Origin of the sequence: Leeia aquatica (genome assembly GCF_012641365.1) — a bacterium.
In the GTDB taxonomy this organism is placed as follows: Bacteria; Pseudomonadota; Gammaproteobacteria; order Burkholderiales; family Leeiaceae; genus Leeia; species Leeia aquatica.
The window spans coordinates 314,814-332,542 of record NZ_JABAIM010000004.1; the positions used below are offsets into that span (position 1 = coordinate 314,814).

Consider the following 17,729-nt stretch of genomic DNA (forward strand, 5'->3'; position numbering starts at 1 on the left):
ACTACCCGACAAGCGAAGGGCTGTGTTAGGGTAGTTCTTCAATAGCATTGGAGAACAGATCATGCGTTTGCTGCATACCATGCTGCGGGTCGGGCAACTGGAACGGTCCTTGCAGTTTTATACCGAGGTGCTGGGCATGCGCCTGTTGCGCCGACAGGACTATCCGGAAGGGCGCTTTACACTCGCCTTTGTCGGCTATGGTGAGGAAGCTCAGCATACCGTGCTGGAGTTGACCCATAACTGGGACACCGATGCCTACGAGCTGGGCAATGCCTTTGGTCATCTGGCCGTGGAGGTGGAGAACGCGGCGGCGGCCTGTGATCAGGTGCGAGCCAAGGGGGGCAAGGTGGTGCGGGAGGCGGGGCCGATGAAGCATGGCACGACGGTCATCGCCTTTGTTGAGGACCCGGATGGCTACAAGATTGAGTTCATTGAGCGGAAGGGCTAACGACAACGTCCGGGTTCTGCCGCAGCAAGACGGTAAAGCAGACCCCCTGCCCATCGGGCAGGTTGGACGCCCAGACACGCCCGCCGTGGGCCTGCATGATTTCGCGGCAGATCGGCAGGCCCAAGCCGGTACCCCCGGAGGGTGCACGATGCTGCCGACCCTGCACGAATTTGTCGAAAATCAGCTCCAGCTCATCCTCCCGTATCGGGCTGCCGCTATTGCTGATACCGAGCGCCAGCCAGCCGGGTTCCAGCCAGGGGGTCACGCTGAGGGTGATGGTGCCTGACTGCGGCACGAACTTGAGGGCATTGGCCAGCAGATTGCGCAACACCTGCCCGAATCGCAAGGCATCACACCATACCTTGTGTTGCAGCAGCGACGCCTCAGGAAGGATGAGCTGCACTTGGCGGGCTTCCAGCAAGCCCTGGATTTCCCGCAGGCAATCGGTCACCAGCGGGGCCAGCGCCTGCAAGCGAAAATCGTAGGACATCTTGCCGGCTTCGAGCTTGCTGAGGTCCAGCAAGTCATTGATCAGGGCCAGCAAGCGGGTGCTGGCTTCCTGGATGTTCTGAAAGTAGCGTTGGGCCTTGCTTGCATCTTGCGCACCCCGCTCTAGCCCAAGTCGGGAGAAACTGAGGATGGCGTGCATCGGGGTGCGCAGCTCGTGCGACATATTGCTGAGAAACTCCGACTTGACCCGGTTGGCGGTTTCCGCCACATTTTTGGCCTGCAACAGCTGCTCGGTTTGCTGGGCAACCAGCTCCTGCAGATGGTCGCGGTGGCGCGCCAGCTCCTGTTCGGCCAGCTTGCGGGCCGTGATGTTGCGGGCGACGGCAATGATCGCCGCCCCCAAGGGCGCGGGCTGCTGCATGGGGGCCATATGCGCCTCCAGCCAGACCGGACCTTCCTGGCCTTCCAGCATCAGTTCATACGTCACGGCCTCGCCCGCCAGACAGCGCTTCAGTTCGTTGCGGACCACCTCATCCCACGGTGGCAAGGGCAAATCCAGCAGGCTGCGGCCCAGCAGCGCGCTGGGTCGATGCAGGTGCGGCTTGCCGAGGATATCCACAAACACGCCCTCGGCGGTCATCAGGAAAGCCGGATCGGGCATGGTGGCCAGTATGCCTTGCAGGCGTGCCTGCTGGGCTTCGGCCAGCATCATCTGCTGGACCAGGCTCTCCGTACTGGCCTGCAAGGCCTGGTCTCGCTCATCCAGCGCCTGAGCCATCAGGCGAGTGGCCTGACTCAGGGCATGGACTTCGGAGAGCGGATTCTCCGGGATGTCAGGCCGATAGTTGCCTTGACCAATGGCGGCATGCGCCGCAGCCAGCCGCTGCAAGGGCAGGACCAGCTGCCGCTTCAGGGTGCTGCGCAGAGTCCAGACGCCCAACAAGACACTCAGTAAACCGAAAAAAGCAACTGGCAGGGTAATCAACCATAGTTGCGTATTTAGGGCACTGAGAGGCAGCAAGGCAACCAAGGCCCAGCGCTGCTGGGCCAAAGTCACGACTCTGATCAACTGGGTATCGTGCACCAGATTGCCTTGTGCGGGCAGATTGGCGCGCCAGTCCAGCAGCGCCAGCTGCTGCGGGGTCAGCTGCAGGCGCCCATTCGGCCCACGTGGCGCAACCATGGGACTCAGCAGGGCATGTCCTTGGGCATCAAACAGCCAGAGTTGTGTGCCGGGAAGGGTCGTAGGGTGGAAGCTGTCTAACCGCGTCAGGCTATCTGGGTGGGCGCGCATAAAGCTGCTGAGTTCTCGACTGACGCCATGCAGCATTTGCTCTAAGTCATACAACTTTTCCTGCTGCAATAGCCAGCGAGCATAGGCATGCCCAGCCAATAGTACGGCCAGCAGCAGCAAGCCGACGCGCAGCAGTATGGTCTGCAGAATGGTTTGAACCAGTGAGCGCTGAACACTCATGGCTGGAGTGAGGCATTTTTAGGGGAAAGGGCAAAGCAGCGGGGCATGTTGCCTCCGTTCAGGGGCCTGCTTGCAGCATAATGCCTGGCGAGCCATTGTGCTGCCTGTTCTGCTTAGCGGTTGACAATGCGCTCCGGCGGAAACGTGGCGCTGAAGGTACTGCCTTCGCCGGATATCGACCGGATGTCAAGCTGGGCCTGGTGGCGCAGCAGGGCATGTTTGACAATGGCGAGGCCGAGACCGGTGCCGCCCGTGTCCCGTGAGCGGCTGCGATCCACGCGGTAGAAGCGCTCGGTCAGCCGGTCCAGATGTTCCGGGGCAATACCGATACCTGTATCGCAGACCGAGAAACAAACACCGTCTCCCTGCTTCTGCCAGCGCAAGGTGATGCACCCGCCTTCCGGGGTATAGCGCACGGCGTTGCTGACCAGGTTGCCGAGCGCACTGTGCAGCTCATCCCGATTGCCACGCAGCCAGGCTGGGCCATGATTTTCCAGCACCACCACATGACGACCACCGGACAAGCCCTCGGCCTCCTGCGCCAGCATCTGCAGCAGCAGGGACAGGTTAACATCCTCTTCGCGGTGCTCGCCGCTGTGACTCTCCAGGCGTGACAAGGTCAGCAAATCGTCCACCAGGCGCTGCATTCGGCGGGTCTGCTCCTGCATCATCCGCATGTAGCGGTGTTCGATGTCGCGATTGGGCTGTTCCAGATCCAGCAGCGTCTCCAGAAAACCACCGACCACGGTCAGCGGCGTGCGCAGCTCGTGTGAGACGTTGGCGACAAAGTCCCGGTGTACCACGCTGACTTTTTCCAGCTGGGTGACATCGCGGGTGACCAGCAGCTTGAGGGTGGCCTCAAACGGGAAAATCTGGATCGATAGCAGGGTGTCGGGTGCGTGCACCGGGTGCAGGCTGATCGACTCGGTATAACGCTCGTTGTTGACGTACTCAACGAAGTGGGGCTGACGAATCAGGTAGCTGATGGTCAGGCCAAGATCGCGCTTGCGGGAGAGGCCAAGGTGATGCTCGGCCACCCGGTTGCACCACTCGATGCGGTCGTTATCATTCAGCACCACCACGCCATCCGGCAAGGCTTCTGCCGCCAGGGTGAAGCGCGACAGGGTGGCGGTCAGGCGGCGCTGGTCCTTGCGGCGACGCTTTTCCTGCCGGTACAGCGCGCTGAAGATTTCCCCCCAGTTGCCCACCCCGTCCGGCACCGATTCGGGGTGGGGGTCCAGCAGCCAGGCGTTAAGCCGGTACAGTTGCCAAAGTTGGTACGCCAGCGCCACGGCCAGTAAGGTGGCGGCCAGCACCCAGGCGCTATGGCTGCTGCCGAAGAAACCCACCAGCCAGATCAGCGCTGCGGCTGGCAGCAGGGCACCCAGCAGGCGACTGGTGAACTTCATCAGGGGCGGGTAGCGCTTGACGCGAGGTTGCGCCTTGGCTGAGAAAAAGGGGAGGTCACTCATGGGCGCAAGGGTAGCGCGTTTCCATGCGGGAGGGAAACGCGCCGGATCGCTGACCGGGGGTCAGGCGGGTTGGGTAGAAAAGCGGTAGCCTGCGCCGCGTACTGTCTGAATCAGGTTGTCGTGCCCGCTGGGCTCCAGTGAGGAGCGCAGCCGCCGGATATGTACATCCACGGTACGTTCTTCTACAAACACATGGTCGCCCCATACCTGGTCGAGCAACTGGGTGCGGGAATGTACCCGCTCGGCGTGGGTCATGAAAAAGTGCAGCAGGCGGAATTCGGTCGGGCCCAGATCCATCGGTGAGCCGTGGCTGGTGACGCGATGGGTTTGCGGGTCCAGCCGCAGGCCGCGCACTTCCACCACATCGTCAGTCATCTGGGGTGCACGGCGGCGCAGGACGGCCTTGATGCGGGCCAACAACTCACGCGGCGAGAAAGGCTTGGTGACGTAGTCGTCCGCGCCGCATTCCAGCCCCATGATCTTGTCTTGCTCGTCGGAACGGGCTGTGAGCATGATGATGGGGATCGGGCGGGTGCGGTCATCCGAGCGCATGCGGCGGGCAAAGTCGATGCCACTCTGACCAGGCAACATCCAGTCCAGCAGAATCAGGTCCGGCAAGGCATTCTTCACCAGATGCTGGGCACGTTCGCTGGTGTCGGCACGCAATACGTGATGGCCAGCCTGTTCCAGATTGAAGGCAATCAATTCCTGAATGGCGGGCTCATCTTCCACTACCAGAATGTTCGCTGCCATGACTTCCCCCCACCTGCTGATCTGCTTGTTGATGCGCGACAGCATAGATATTTCATATTACAGAAAAATGACAGCTTGTGTTGCGTTGCCGCAGTATCCGGCACCTGTCACGCTGCGCTATCATAGACAACTGTTTTAGAAAGAAGTGAGCCGCCATGGCGGACATGCCGCATCCCACCGATCTGATCCTGCACCAACAATCGCGACAGCTGGAGCTGCGCTTCTCGGATGGTGCGCATTTCATGCTCGATTGCGAGTACCTGCGGGTGTTTTCGCCCAGTGCCGAAGTACGGGGCCATTCGCCCTCACAGGCGGTACTGCAGGTGGGCAAGCGGCTGGTGAATATCGTGGACATCCGGCCCGTCGGCCATTACGCCGTCAAGCTGGTGTTTGACGATGGCCATGATACCGGCCTGTATTCATGGGATTGGCTGTACCAGCTGGGGCAGCAGCATGCGGCCAACTGGCAGGATTATCTGGCGCGACTGGCTGCGGCAGGCGCTTCGCGAGACCCGGCCTGAGCCGGTGAAGGAGTAAGCAAACATGACACAGACCCACTTTGGTTATCAGCAGGTTGAAGAGCAGGACAAGGCACGCAAGGTGGCCGGGGTATTCCACTCGGTGGCGCAGAAATATGACCTGATGAACGACCTGATGTCGGCAGGCCTGCACCGGGTGTGGAAGCAGTTCACCATCGCCCAGAGTGGCGTGCGCAGCGGCAGCAAGGTGCTGGACATCGCCGCCGGTACGGGTGACCTGACCCGTGCCTTTGCTCGCAAGGCCGGGCGGAGCGGCGAAGTGTGGCATACCGACATCAACAGCTCCATGCTGCAAGTCGGGCGTGATCGCCTGCTGGATGACGGCTTGTTGGTGCCCAGCCTGCTGTGTGACGCCGAGAAGCTGCCGTTCCCGGATGCCTACTTTGACTGTGTCAGCGTGGCGTTTGGCCTGCGCAACATGACGCACAAGGACAAGGCTCTGGCCGAGATGTGCCGGGTGCTGAAACCGGGCGGCCGCTTGCTGGTGCTGGAATTTTCCAAGGTGTGGGCGCCGCTGTCCAAGGCCTATGATGTGTACTCCTTCAAGCTGCTGCCGATGATGGGCAAGCTGGTGGCGGGTGATGCCGAGAGCTACCAGTACCTGGCCGAGTCGATCCGCATGCATCCGGATCAGGACACCCTGAAGCAGATGATGCTGGATGCCGGCTTTGCCAGTGCCGACTATTTCAACCTGACCGGCGGTGTGGTCGCCCTGCACAAGGGATTCAAGGTCTGATCATGAATGCCTGGGGCCTGCTGGCCGCCGCCATCGCGGCTGAACTGGTGGCAACCGCATCGCTGAAGGCCTCGGCGGGCTTCAGCCGCCTGCTGCCCTCGGTGATGGTGGTGCTCGGTTATGGCGTGTCATTCTGGTTGCTGGGCCTGACGGTCAAGAAACTGGAGATCAGCACGGTTTACGCCATCTGGTCGGGAGCGGGTACTGCCTTGATGGCGGTGATCGGCTGGTGGCTGTTCAAGGAAAGCCTGACCCCGCTCAAGCTGGCATCGATTGCCCTGATCGTGGCCGGTGTGGTGGGCTTGAACCTCAGCGGGGGTGGGCACGCATGATGGCGCATCTGGCAATCTCGGCCTTCAATCATTTGCTGCAGCAGCAGGATTGGCTGTGTGAACAGCTGCGCCCCTTTGCCGGGCGCAAGGTGGCGCTGGGTGAGTCGCCCTTGCAGGTGGTGGCGCTGATCCAGCCAGATGGCTATCTGCACGCCTTGCCGGGTGATGCCGAGCCGGATGCCAGCATCCGCATACCGCTGTCCAGTTTGCCGCTGATGCTGGGTGACGCCGCCCAGCGGCGTGGAGCGGTGCAGATCAGTGGTGATCCGGCGCTGGCGGCTGCCTTGGGTGAGGTGTTGCAAGCCCTGCAGTGGGACGTATCCGCCGACCTGTCCCGCCTGCTGGGCGATGCGGCAGCGACGCCAATTGCCCGGCAATGGCAGCAATACTGGGCGACACACCATGAGCAATGGCACGTGCTGGGGCAGCAATTGGCCGAATACGCCCGGGATGAAGCGGGCTTGTTGGCGGACCCGACGGCCGTGTCCCGTTTTGTGAATGACATTGACACCCTGCGCGACGATGTCGCCCGGCTGGAGGCTCGGCTGAGCTTGCTGGAGGCGCAACGGAGTGCCACTGGAGACAGTGCCTGATGCGGTTGTTCCGTCTGTGCCGCATCGTCTGGGTCATTTTTGCCTACGGACTGGATGAGTTTTTGCTGGGGCACAGTCGAACGCGCTGGGCGCGGCGGCTGGTGGGCGGACTGCTGTTCTGGCGGCGACTGGATGCCCCACGTGGCGAGCGGCTGCGGCTGGCGCTGGAGTCGCTGGGGCCGATTTTCGTCAAGTTTGGCCAGGTACTGTCCACCCGGCGTGACTTGTTACCCCCCGATATTGCCGATCAGCTGGCCCGGCTGCAGGATAAAGTCCCGCCGTTCCCTGGCGAGGCGGCGCGTGACATTCTGGAGGCCAGCCTCGGTCGCTCGGTGAACCAGCTGTTTACCCGCTTTGACCTGGCGCCGGTGGCCAGTGCCTCGGTGGCACAAGTGCACTATGCCGTGTTGCCGGACGGCCGTCCGGTGGCGGTCAAGGTATTGCGGCCGGGCATTGCCCCGGTCATTGAATCTGACCTCGCCTTGATGCGAACGCTGGCAGGGCTGGTCGAGCGTCTGTCGGCGGACGGCAAGCGCTTGCGCCCGCGCGAAGTGGTCGCCGAGTTCGACAAGTACCTGCATGACGAGCTGGACTTGATGAAAGAGGCGGGCAACGGTAGCCAGTTGCGGCGCAATTTCACCGGGTCCAGCATGCTGCTGGTGCCGGAGATCTACTGGGATTATTGCAGTCGCGATGTGATGGTGATGCAGTGGATGGATGGCACGCCGATCAGCCAGATTGAGCAACTGCAGGCGGCAGGCATCGACCTGCCCACGCTGGGGCGTTACGGGGTGGAGATTTTTTTCACCCAGGTGTTTCGTGATGGTTTCTTCCACGCCGACATGCACCCCGGCAATATCCTGGTGGCGGCGGATGGGCGTTACATTGCGCTGGATTTTGGCATCATCGGCACCTTGTCGGATGTCGACAAGCACTTTCTGGCAGTCAATTTCCTCGCTTTCTTCAACCGCGATTACCGCCGTATTGCCACCACCCATATCGAGTCTGGCTGGGTACCCGCCGATGTTCGGCCTGATGAGCTGGAAAAAGAGTTGCGCGCCGTGTTTGAGCCGATCTTTGACAAGCCGCTGGCTGAAATCAGTTTCGGCCAGGTGCTGTTGCGGCTGTTTGAAGCCTCCCGCCGCTTCAATGTAGAAGTGCAGCCACAGCTGGTGTTGCTGCAAAAGACCTTGCTCAACATTGAAGGACTGGGGCGCCAGCTCGATCCGCAACTGGACCTGTGGCAGACCGCCAAGCCCTTCCTGCAGCGCTGGATGAACGAGCAGATTGGCTGGCGGGGGCTGTGGCGCACCCTGAAGCAGGAGGCTCCACACTGGGCGGCCAGCGTACCGGCCTGGCCGCGCAAGCTGGATCAACTGCTATCGAAAGATCATAGCCAGACCCTGGTGCAGGCTTATATGCATCTGGCTCGCGAACAACGCCGGCAGAGCTGGTTGCTGCTGGTGGTGGCTTTACTGTTGTGTGTCATGGTGCTGCTTTTTTGGCTGGGCCGCTGAGACGGGTCGTATTCTGACCGTTTGTCGTCGTCATTTTGCTTGTCAGGCAGGTGGCGCCTAGGGTAAAAGAAGCCCTTTTTCCCGGATGCATTCATCATGAACTCGCTTAAACTGCTGGCCCTCGCTCTGGCGGCGACCCCTGTATTGTCCTTGGCAGATCCGACGCTGGACCGGATTATGCAAACCAAGGAAATTCGCTTGGGGCACTGGACCGATGATGAGCCTTTCTCTTTTGTCGAGGCCGGGCAGCCCACCGGTTATGCGGTGGAACTGTGCAAGCGATTCCTGCAAGACCTGAGCAAGAAGGCAGGCGGGGAGATCCGCATCAAGTGGGTGCCGCTGGATTCCAAGACCCGCTTTTCACTGCTGGATGGTGGCCAGTACGACATCCTGTGTGGGGGTACTACCAACACGGCAGAACGGCAGCAGAAGTATGCCTTCTCGCACACCATCTTTGTGACCGGCACTCGCGTCATGGGGCGTAAAGACCGTAAGCTGACCAGCCTGGCCGCCTACAAGGGCCTGCGGCTGGGCGTGATGCCAGGAACCACCGCGACCAAGCTGATTACCCAGTTGTCCAATGAAAAACATTATAACTATGTGTTTGTGCCGGGCAAGACTGCTGACGAGCTATGGACTTTGCTGGAACAAGGCAAGGTGGATGGTCTGGCCTATGACGACACGCAGTTGCTGGATCATGCTGCCCACAGCAAGGCAGGCCCGGATGCCTATGCCTTTGCCCATGAATACCTGTCGGTGCAGCCCTATGGCCTGCTGCTGCGCAAGAGCGACCCGGACTTGCTCAAGGCGTTGAACCGTACTCTGTCCGACATCATGATTGGTGGTGAGGCGACTGGCATCTATAACCGCTGGTTCATGAATGCCAAACGCAAGACCCCGCTGAACCACATCCTGCGCGAAGACTTCAACACCCCAAACAACCATCCGGCTTTTCCGTAAGCCGGGAACCTAGCTCAGCAGCAGGGTAGCGACCACCTCGTTACCCTTGCCGAGATACTCCAGCTTTTGAAATGACAGCTGCCGGGCCAGCGCAATGCCGCGCCCATGGGAATCAAAGGCGCGTGTGGGGTCCAGCTCGGTAAAGCGCTGCCACTCAAAGCCTTCGCCCTGGTCGGTGATATGCAGCTGAATTTGGTCCGGCATGCGATGGAAGCGCACGGAGACCACTTTATGGTGATAATCCGGATGCTCAAGCCGCTGCTCGACTTCACGCGCCCAGTTGCCCGTGGACATCAGTGTGGATTTTTCTTCATAGCCAATGCCCAGATTGCCATGTTCAATGGCATTAACCAGCAGCTCGGCCAGCCCCAGTGCCACAATGGACGAGTTGGGGCAGATATTGGCCAGTGAGGCCGCCAGACGGCGCGCCTCGGCCAAGGTGCGCAGCTGGAAGGTGCCCTCGCACAGCAGGTCGAGCATGGCCTTTTGCTCTTCCATCTGCTGAATGACAGCCAGTTGCGACATCCGGTCGTTCAAGGCGGTGCGGATCACCGTGAGCAGGACATCGCTCTCGAACGGCTTGGTCAGGTAGTAGTAGGCACCTAACCGCAGGCCATCCAGCACCTGCTCCTTGGCCGCCGCCGCTGTCTGCATGATCACCGGTAAGGCTTTCAGCAGCGGATCCCCTTTGATGTTGGCCAAGACCTGCATACCATCCATGCGAGGCATCATCCGGTCCAGCACCACCAGGTCATAACGTCCGGGCGCGGACTGCAACTTGGCCCAGGCTTGTTCACCATCAACCGCCGTATCAATCTCACAGTCGATCTCTTCCAGATATTCGCATATGATCTCGAGATTGAACGGTTCGTCGTCAACGACCAGCAGTATGGGTCTGTGCATCGGGTGCTCCTGGCGACTTGCGCCAACGAATGGACCTGTGATCCTCAGTGTAGACGTACCGTATTGTTTTGCAAACGCTTCCCCCTATCCTGAAAGGACAGTAGGCAGCGTGAGCCACTGCGTTACGGAGCGTGCTGTCCCCCATGTTTTCGGTGTCTTACCTGTCCCGCCATCCTGCCGAGAGCCGCATCCCGCGGTTTGTGGCGTTCTGGCTGTCATTGCTGCTGCTGACCGCCGGGTTGTTCCCTTTGCAGGGCTGGCAGGACACGGGGGTGCCGTTCGGCGCGTTTTTAGGCTATGACTGGCCCTATTACTTTTCCCGCTTTGATTTTGGCCTCAACATCGTTGCGTTCATGCCGTTGGGGGCCGCGCTGTGGCTGGATGGTCGCCGTCGCCGACTGGGTTGGCATGCCTGGTTGCGAACGGTGTTGCTCAGTGCCGCACTCAGCCTGCTGATCGAACTGTTGCAGCAATACCTGCCCAATCGCAATGCCTCCAACGTTGACTTGCTGGCGAATACGCTGGGCGGCGCGCTCGGGGCGCTGTTGCCGGTGTGGGGCCGCAAGCTACCGTTTGCCGCGGCTCTGTTCCGCTGGCGGCATCAGGTTTTCCGCGATGGCCCACTGGCGGATTTTGGCGTAGTGTTGCTGCTGCTCTGGCTGATCGGTCAGACCAACCCGGCGACGCCGTTATTTGGCATTGTGCTGCTGCCCACGGGCTTGCCACAGCCGTTTGAATCGCCTATCACGGATCCGGCCTTGTTCCTGCGCCTGCTGGAGGGCGGGGGGGCGGCACTGCACTTCACCAGCGTGGGCATCTTTCTGGCGACCTTGCTGCAGCGGCCGCAGCATACCTTGCGTGCCATGCTGATCATGGCCACGGGCGCCTTGCTGGTGAAAGGGGTGATGGCCGGGATGCTGCTCAAGCCTGCTGCCTTCTTCAGTTGGCTCAATGTCACGGTGGTGGTGGGGCAAGTGCTGGGCTGGCTGGTCTTGGCCAGCATTTTCCGCTTGCCACGGCGCTACCAGGCCATGCTGGCCATCCTCTTGCTGCTGGGGAGTGAAGTGGTCAGCTACTACTGGCCGCTAACCGCCAATCCCGTCGCCATGCTGCAATTGTTCCGCTGGTCGATGGGGCATTTGCAGAATTTCAATGCGGTGGCGGATCTGGCGGCCGACCTGTGGCCACTGGCCGGACTGGTGTACTTCTCGGCTTATCTGTATCAACGCTGGCGGGCGACCTGAGCCGGTGCCGCACTCGCTTGCTGTTTGCGCCATACTCGCCAGCCGAGCAGCAACAGCAGGCTGAGGCCGAACAAAAGGGGTGTGCGGTAGTCCGCCTTCACCAGCCACCAATAGTGCAGCACGCCCAATGCCGGGGCCAGATAGGCCAGCCGGTGCAGGCTTTGCCAGCGGCGGCCCAGCTTGCGCATCGCCCAGCGCGTGGAGGTGGCCGCCAGCGGCAGTAGCAGCAACCAGGCGGTCATGCCAACCGTGATGAAGGGGCGCTTCCATACGTCTTTCAGCATGCCCATCCAGTCCCAACCCTGATCCAGCCACAGATAGGTACCCAGGTGCAGGCAGGCGTAGAAGAAGGCAAACAGGCCCAGCAGGCGACGGATGCGCAGCAGCTCGGGGCGCTGCAGCAGCTGCCGCAACGGGGTAACCGCCAGCGTACACAGCAGGAAGGTCAGCGCCCAGGTGCCGGTGGAGCGGAGGATGAACTCAATCGGATTGGCGCTCAACCACAGGCTGCCATGGTGAATATCGTGCCAGGCAGCGACCGCCAGACGTGCCAGTGGCAGCAGCAAGAGCGGCCACAGCAGACATTTCAGACGCACCGTCCAGTGCAGCTTGCGCCAGTAGCTCAACATCGGCTGTCCCTCAGTAGTAGCGGCGTAGGTCCATGCCGCTGTACAGGCTGGCCACCTGCTCGGCATAGCCGTTGAAAGGCAAGGTCTTGCGGCGGCTGAATTCGCCGATACGGCGCTCGGTCTTCTGGCTCCAGCGCGGGTGATCCACCTCCGGATTCACATTGGAGTAGAAGCCGTACTCGCGCGGGTTGGTCTTGTTCCAGGTGGTGGGTGGCAAGGCCTCCACCAGCCGAATGCGGACGATAGACTTGATGCTCTTGAAGCCGTATTTCCACGGCACCACCAACCGAATCGGGGCCCCGTTCTGGTTGGGCAGCACGTCGCCGTAGAGGCCTACCGCCAGCAGGGTGAGCGGGTGCATGGCCTCGTCCAGCCGCAGGCCTTCCACATAGGGCCAGTCCAGCACGCCAGACTGCTGACCGATCATCTCGCTGGGCCGATTCAGGGTTTCAAACGCCACAAATTTGGCTTTGCCGGTAGGCTCTACCGCTTTAAGCAAACTGGCCAGCGGAAACCCCACCCAGGGAATCACCATCGACCAGCCTTCTACGCAGCGTAGCCGGTAAATACGCTCCTCCAGCGGGAACTGCTTGATCAGGCTGTCGATATCAAAGGTCTTGGCTTGTTTGACCTCGCCGCTGACCTGTACCGTCCACGGTCGGACTTTCAGGCTGCGTGCGTTCTGTGCGGGCTCATCCTTGCCGGTGCCAAATTCGTAGAAATTGTTGTAGCCGGTGATTTCCTGCAGGGCATTGACCGGCTCATTGGTCGAGAGCGGGCTTTTGCTGGCCTTGGGCAAGGCGGCTTCGGCGATGGAAGGCAGCAGGCCACTACCGGCCAGCAGGAGGCCTGATGCCGTTTTCAGCCACTGTCGGCGTTGCTCGAACAGGGTGCGGTCGGTGATTTCCGACGGGGCAATATCGGCAGGGTGGCGTATCAGCATGATGATCTCCTCGGCAATACCGCTTGGTCGCCGGGGAGACTGCATTCTTACAGGCGATCAGTCATTGCCCAGCTCGGCCAGCAGTTCAGTCTGATGTTCGGTAATCAGCGCCTGGGTAAGTTCCCCCAAGTCTCCGTCCATGATGGCATCAATCTTGTACAGTGTCAGGTTGATGCGATGGTCGGTGACGCGTCCCTGCGGGAAGTTATAGGTACGAATGCGCTCGGAACGGTCGCCGGAGCCGATCAGCGATTTGCGGGTGGCTGCCTCGGCAGCTTGTCTGGCCTGTACTTCCCGGTCCTGGATGCGGGCAGCCAATACGGCCAGCGCGCGCGCCTTGTTCTTGTGTTGCGAGCGATCGTCCTGGCACTCCACCACGATGCCGGTTGGCAGGTGGGTGACCCGTACCGCAGAGTCGGTTTTGTTGATGTGCTGACCACCGGCCCCGCTGGCGCGGAAGGTGTCGATACGCAGATCTGCCGGATTCAGGTTGACCTCGGCCAGCTCATCCGCTTCGGCCATGATGGCTACCGTGCAGGCTGAGGTGTGGATACGGCCCTGCGTTTCGGTGGCGGGTACCCGCTGTACCCGGTGCCCGCCGGATTCGAACTTGAGCTGCGAGTAAGCACCGAAGCCGATTACCCGGGCAATGATTTCCTTGTAGCCGCCGAGGTCGGACTCGCTGGCGGAGACGATTTCCACCTGCCAGCGCTGCCGCTCGGCAAAGCGGCTGTACATGCGAAACAGGTCGGCGGCAAACAGCGCCGACTCATCCCCACCGGTACCGGCGCGGATTTCCAGAAACACATTGCGCTCGTCATTGGGGTCCTTGGGCAGCAAGGCACGTTGCAAGTCCTGCTCCAGGGCTTGCAAGACCAGCTTGCCCTCACGCAATTCCTCGGCGGCAAACTCGGCCATCTCCGGGTCGGACAGCAGGTTTTCGGCATCCTGCATGTCTTGTTCCTGCTGGCGGAAGCGCTGAAACAGTTCGACTACCGGCGACAGCTCGGCATGCTCGCGGGAGAGGCGGGTGAACTGCTCCATCTTGGCGGTCGCCTCGGGTGAGGCCAGCAAATGGTTGACTTCTTCCAGACGGTCGGCCAGTTGGGCCAGCTTCTGGGCAATCGAGGCTTTCATGGGTATTCCTGTCAAACGGATCAAGGGGGCATGCGCGGGGTAGGGCTGCTGCCGCTAGAGGTGATCCGTGAAATGGTAGAGCCGACCAAGCAGGCGAATCAGCTGGCTGCGCTCATCTCTATCGGCTTGTTGCAGCGCCTGGGTGGGCTCATGCAACCATTTGTTGGTCAGGCTGTGGGCGAATTGCTCCAGCACCTGTTGTGGGTCTTCGCCTTGTGCCAGCCGCTTTTGCGCGCGTTCCATCTCATGGCGGCGCAAGCGTTCAACATGATCGCGCAGCGCACGTATGGTGGGCACCACTTCCCGCTTGCCCAGCCACTGCATGAATTCGACGACCTGCTGCTCGATGATGGCCTCTGCTTCCACCACAGCAGTCTGTCGTGCATCCATGCCATCGCGCACGATGCTGGCCAGATCATCCACCGTGTAGAGGAATACATCGTCCATCCGCGCGATTTCTGGCTCGATGTCACGCGGCACCGCCAGGTCCACCATGAACACCGGGCGGTGTTTGCGCTGGCGAATCACCCGTTCCATCAAGCCCTTGCCGATGATGGGCAAGGGGCTTGCCGTACAGGACACCACAATGTCAAAGCGGGGCAGGGCATCCGGCAGCTGCTGCAAGGTGATGGCCTGACCGCCAAAGCGGCTGGCCAGGACCTCACCGCGCTCCAGCGTGCGGTTGGCGATTAGCAGGCTTTTCGGCTGTTGGGCGGCAAAGTGCGCCGCGCACAGCTCGATCATCTCGCCCGCGCCGATGAACAGCACATGCTGGTCGCCCACGCGAGGGAAAATACGCTCGGCCAAGCGGACGGCTGCCGCCGCCATCGAAATGGAGCTGCTGCCAATGGCCGTTTCACTGCGTACCGACTTGGCCACTGAGAAGGTATGCTGAAACAGACGATTCAGCAGCAAGCCTAGGGTGCCTGCCGCCTCAGCCTGGCGGACGGCATCCTTCAGTTGACCCAGGATCTGGGTTTCCCCCAGCACCATGGAGTCCAGCCCGCTGGCGACCCGGAAGGCATGCTTGACCGCCTGCTCGCTATTGAGCTGATAGGCAAAGGGTTCCAGTTGGGTGCGCGGCAGCTGGTGATGCTGGGCCAGCCAGTCCAGCGCCTGTTCCGGTCGCTCGGTGGCGTAGTAGATCTCGGTCCGATTACAGGTAGACAGGATGGCGGCTTCATGCGCACGCTGGCCGTCGACCAGATCATGCAGGGCATGCGTCAGCCGTTCCGGCTGGAATGCCACTTGCTCACGCAACGCCAATGGCGCGGTGTGGTGATTGATGCCCAGCGTGAATAACTGCATGAATGAAAAACAATGACTTGTCGACCGAGTACCGGCATTCTAGCCGATTCATTCGCCGCCTGCGACGGAACTGATCCGGATCAAGGGATTACTAGCCCCGCAAGATGCGCCCACTGGCAAAATCAATAATGGTAGAGGGCTTGCGGGCGCGCCCCACCCGGCCTGGAATCACCTGGACGCCGGTACCAAACTGGCGACGGCAGTTGCGGGCATCGCGAATCGACGGTTTGCCGCTACGGTTGGCGCTGGTCGAGACCAGTGGACCGAGGCTCCGGCACAAGGCCACTGTGGCCGGATGGGCGGTCACACGTACCGCCAGGGTTGGGTGTTTGCCGCGCAGCATGGGCAGCACCCGACGGGCTGCTGGCAACAGAAAGGTATACGGGCCAGGCCAGTATTGCATCAGTCTGGCCTCGTCGGCCTGACTGAGCGGGCGCAGCAGCGGCCGCACCTGATCCAGCGAGGCCGCCACCACAATCATCCCCTTGCGCTGCGGGCGACCTTTGAGCCGTAAGATGGCTTGCAAGCCCTGCGGGTGCAAGGGGTCACACCCCAGGCCAAAACAAGACTCGGTGGGGTAGGCAATTACCCCCCCACGCTGGATGTGGCCGCGCGAAGCACGGCCCAGACGACGCATCCGCATGATTAACGACGCTGCAGCGCCCGGTGGCCAATGTCGCGCCGCATTTGCATGCCATCAAACTGGATGCCATTTGCCACGTCATAGGCACGTGCCTGAGCCTGCTTGACGTTGTCACCAATCGCCGTCACGCACAAGACGCGACCACCGCTGACCCGGACTGCACCGTCACTCTCCAGGGTGGTCCCGGCATGGAATACCTGTACATCGTCCTGCGCGGCAGGCAGGCCGGAAATGGCCGCGCCTTTTTCCGGATGATCGGGATAGCCCTTGGCCGCCATCACTACCCCCACCGCGACCCGACGGTCCCACTCGGCTTCCACCTGATCCAGCGTCCCGGCTACACCGTGCTCCAGCAGGGTCAGCAGGTCAGACTTCAAGCGCACCATGATCGGCTGGGTTTCCGGGTCCCCCATGCGGCAGTTGAATTCCACCACCCGTGGCGCACCCTGCTCATCAATCATCAGCCCGGCGTAGAGGAAGCCCGTAAACGGCATACCTTCGCGCGACATCGCAGCGATGGTCGGCAGAATCACCTCGCGCATGGCACGTGCATGCACCTCCGGAGTCACCACCGGCGCGGGGGAATACGCACCCATGCCGCCCGTATTGGGCCCCAGATCACCATCCAGCAGGCGCTTATGGTCCTGGCTGGTGGCCAGCGGCAGCACATGCTGGCCATCGGCCATTACAATAAAGCTGGCCTCCTCGCCCTGCATGAATTCCTCAATGACCACCCGAGCACCGGCCTGGCCCATGCGGTTATCCAACAGCATCATGTCGATGGCACCGTGGGCTTCGTCCAGCGACATCGCCACCACCACCCCTTTACCCGCCGCCAGACCATCTGCCTTGATTACGATAGGCGCGCCTTGCTCAACCACATAGGCGTGGGCCTCAGCGGCATCACTAAAGGTACGGTAGCGTGCAGTGGGGATGTTGTTACGCTGCATGAAGGCTTTGGCAAAATCTTTCGACCATTCCAGCTGCGCGGCCATGCGAGTCGGGCCAAAGATGGGCAGCCCTGCTGCACGGAAAGCATCGACCACCCCTTCTGACAGGGGTGCCTCCGGGCCCACCACCGTCAGGTCCACCCCCTCCTGCTGTACAAATGCCATCAGGGCGTCATGACCGCTGAGCGGCACATTGGTCAAATGCTTGTCGAGCGCCGTACCGGCATTGCCCGGCGCAACAAAGACCTTGGACACCCGGGGTGACTGTGCCAGCTTCCATGCCAGCGCATGCTCACGACCACCCGAACCAATAACCAGAACTTTCATGACCCGACACCTTGCCCGTTACATATATATAGAAAGCGACTTGTCGCACTATATAAAAAGCCCTGATCGGTGTCCATGCAAGCTGGTATGCCGCTGCTCAGTGGCTGAAAATGGGAGAGATTGTGCCAAATGCTTCGCAGGCGAAAAAAATTTCACCAAAAATTCATTGCTGAAACATGAGCTTGAAAGCCATCAGGCGAGAAACTGGAAAATTACCTGCAGAAAGCTGTTGACGACCTTGGCCGGTGTGCGTATAGTTCGCATCTCTGCTGCTGACGCAGACGACGAAACGAAGCGAAAAGCTGCTGAGTTTAGCGAAGTCTGAAGTTGGTTGCAACTGCTCTTTAACAAATAAACAGCCGATAAGTGTG

At 61.0% G+C, this 17,729-nt stretch carries 19 protein-coding genes; 8 read left to right on the top strand and 11 right to left on the bottom strand.

The genetic code is table 11. The features are described 5' to 3' along the window. Positions 1 to 61: 61 nt before the first annotated feature. Positions 62 to 448 (top strand): lactoylglutathione lyase, encoded by a 387-nt coding sequence (gene gloA / locus HF682_RS16360; protein ID WP_168878400.1) that lies wholly within the window; start codon positions 62 to 64, stop codon positions 446 to 448. Here the strand turns inward: gloA and HF682_RS16365 are convergent. From HF682_RS16365 to phoB, 3 genes are all read right to left on the bottom strand, one after another. Continuing rightward, positions 429 to 2,372 (bottom strand): sensor histidine kinase, encoded by a 1,944-nt coding sequence (locus HF682_RS16365; RefSeq protein WP_168878401.1) that lies wholly within the window; start codon positions 2,370 to 2,372, stop codon positions 429 to 431. The two genes, gloA and HF682_RS16365, sit on opposite strands and share 20 nt — an antisense overlap. A gap of 113 nt (positions 2,373 to 2,485) precedes the next feature. Next, on the bottom strand, positions 2,486 to 3,844 hold the full coding sequence (phoR, locus tag HF682_RS16370; RefSeq protein ID WP_168878402.1) for a phosphate regulon sensor histidine kinase PhoR: 1,359 nt from the start codon (positions 3,842 to 3,844) through the stop codon (positions 2,486 to 2,488). 60 nt (positions 3,845 to 3,904) lie between these two features. After that, on the bottom strand, positions 3,905 to 4,597 hold the full coding sequence (phoB, locus tag HF682_RS16375) for a phosphate regulon transcriptional regulator PhoB (RefSeq protein WP_168878403.1): 693 nt from the start codon (positions 4,595 to 4,597) through the stop codon (positions 3,905 to 3,907). 155 nt (positions 4,598 to 4,752) lie between these two features. Between phoB and HF682_RS16380 the strand changes: the two genes are divergently transcribed. The 6 genes from HF682_RS16380 to HF682_RS16405 all read left to right on the top strand — a co-directional run bounded on the left by HF682_RS16380 (position 4,753) and on the right by HF682_RS16405 (position 9,274). Next, the gene (locus tag HF682_RS16380; RefSeq protein ID WP_168878404.1) at positions 4,753 to 5,118 is read left to right on the top strand and encodes a gamma-butyrobetaine hydroxylase family protein; all 366 of its coding nucleotides are present in this window, start codon (positions 4,753 to 4,755) and stop codon (positions 5,116 to 5,118) included. 22 nt (positions 5,119 to 5,140) lie between these two features. Next, a complete protein-coding gene (gene ubiE / locus HF682_RS16385; RefSeq protein ID WP_168878405.1) occupies positions 5,141 to 5,872 on the top strand; it encodes a bifunctional demethylmenaquinone methyltransferase/2-methoxy-6-polyprenyl-1,4-benzoquinol methylase UbiE in 732 nt (243 codons plus the stop codon). Positions 5,873 to 5,874: 2 nt separating this feature from the next. Further along, on the top strand, positions 5,875 to 6,204 hold the full coding sequence (locus HF682_RS16390; RefSeq protein WP_168878406.1) for a DMT family transporter: 330 nt from the start codon (positions 5,875 to 5,877) through the stop codon (positions 6,202 to 6,204). Next, positions 6,201 to 6,797 (top strand): ubiquinone biosynthesis accessory factor UbiJ, encoded by a 597-nt coding sequence (locus tag HF682_RS16395; protein ID WP_168878407.1) that lies wholly within the window; start codon positions 6,201 to 6,203, stop codon positions 6,795 to 6,797. Before HF682_RS16390 ends, HF682_RS16395 begins: the two co-directional genes overlap by 4 nt. Beyond that, the gene (gene ubiB, locus HF682_RS16400) at positions 6,797 to 8,314 is read left to right on the top strand and encodes a ubiquinone biosynthesis regulatory protein kinase UbiB (protein ID WP_168878408.1); all 1,518 of its coding nucleotides are present in this window, start codon (positions 6,797 to 6,799) and stop codon (positions 8,312 to 8,314) included. Before HF682_RS16395 ends, ubiB begins: the two co-directional genes overlap by 1 nt. 96 nt (positions 8,315 to 8,410) lie before the next feature. After that, on the top strand, positions 8,411 to 9,274 hold the full coding sequence (locus HF682_RS16405; protein ID WP_168878409.1) for an amino acid ABC transporter substrate-binding protein: 864 nt from the start codon (positions 8,411 to 8,413) through the stop codon (positions 9,272 to 9,274). Between the two features lie 9 nt (positions 9,275 to 9,283). Here the strand turns inward: HF682_RS16405 and HF682_RS16410 are convergent, their stop codons facing one another. Then, on the bottom strand, positions 9,284 to 10,177 hold the full coding sequence (locus tag HF682_RS16410) for a response regulator (RefSeq protein WP_168878410.1): 894 nt from the start codon (positions 10,175 to 10,177) through the stop codon (positions 9,284 to 9,286). Positions 10,178 to 10,320: 143 nt separating this feature from the next. Between HF682_RS16410 and HF682_RS16415 the strand changes: the two genes are divergently transcribed. Continuing rightward, on the top strand, positions 10,321 to 11,421 hold the full coding sequence (locus tag HF682_RS16415; protein WP_168878411.1) for a VanZ family protein: 1,101 nt from the start codon (positions 10,321 to 10,323) through the stop codon (positions 11,419 to 11,421). On the opposite strand, the gene msrQ is transcribed toward HF682_RS16415, so the two are convergent. The 7 genes from msrQ to HF682_RS16450 form a co-directional block, all read right to left on the bottom strand. Beyond that, positions 11,400 to 12,050 carry a protein-methionine-sulfoxide reductase heme-binding subunit MsrQ gene (gene msrQ, locus HF682_RS16420; RefSeq protein WP_168878412.1) on the bottom strand — a complete coding sequence of 217 codons (651 nt, stop codon included), beginning with the start codon at positions 12,048 to 12,050 and terminating at the stop codon, positions 11,400 to 11,402. The genes HF682_RS16415 and msrQ overlap by 22 nt on opposite strands. A gap of 10 nt (positions 12,051 to 12,060) precedes the next feature. Beyond that, positions 12,061 to 12,993 carry a protein-methionine-sulfoxide reductase catalytic subunit MsrP gene (gene msrP / locus HF682_RS16425; protein WP_168878413.1) on the bottom strand — a complete coding sequence of 311 codons (933 nt, stop codon included), beginning with the start codon at positions 12,991 to 12,993 and terminating at the stop codon, positions 12,061 to 12,063. 57 nt (positions 12,994 to 13,050) lie between these two features. Beyond that, positions 13,051 to 14,130 (bottom strand): peptide chain release factor 1, encoded by a 1,080-nt coding sequence (prfA, locus tag HF682_RS16430; RefSeq protein WP_168878414.1) that lies wholly within the window; start codon positions 14,128 to 14,130, stop codon positions 13,051 to 13,053. Between the two features lie 54 nt (positions 14,131 to 14,184). Then, positions 14,185 to 15,438, bottom strand: a complete 1,254-nt coding sequence (gene hemA, locus HF682_RS16435; RefSeq protein WP_168878415.1) for a glutamyl-tRNA reductase — start codon at positions 15,436 to 15,438, stop codon at positions 14,185 to 14,187. 91 nt (positions 15,439 to 15,529) lie between these two features. Beyond that, positions 15,530 to 16,081, bottom strand: a complete 552-nt coding sequence (gene tsaC / locus HF682_RS16440; RefSeq protein WP_373282895.1) for an L-threonylcarbamoyladenylate synthase type 1 TsaC — start codon at positions 16,079 to 16,081, stop codon at positions 15,530 to 15,532. 2 nt (positions 16,082 to 16,083) lie between these two features. Further along, positions 16,084 to 17,358, bottom strand: a complete 1,275-nt coding sequence (gene purD, locus HF682_RS16445; RefSeq protein WP_168878416.1) for a phosphoribosylamine--glycine ligase — start codon at positions 17,356 to 17,358, stop codon at positions 16,084 to 16,086. Positions 17,359 to 17,521: 163 nt separating this feature from the next. Continuing rightward, positions 17,522 to 17,729, bottom strand: a 208-nt coding sequence (locus HF682_RS16450) for a hypothetical protein (RefSeq protein WP_168878417.1), incomplete at its 5' end; no start/stop codon positions are given.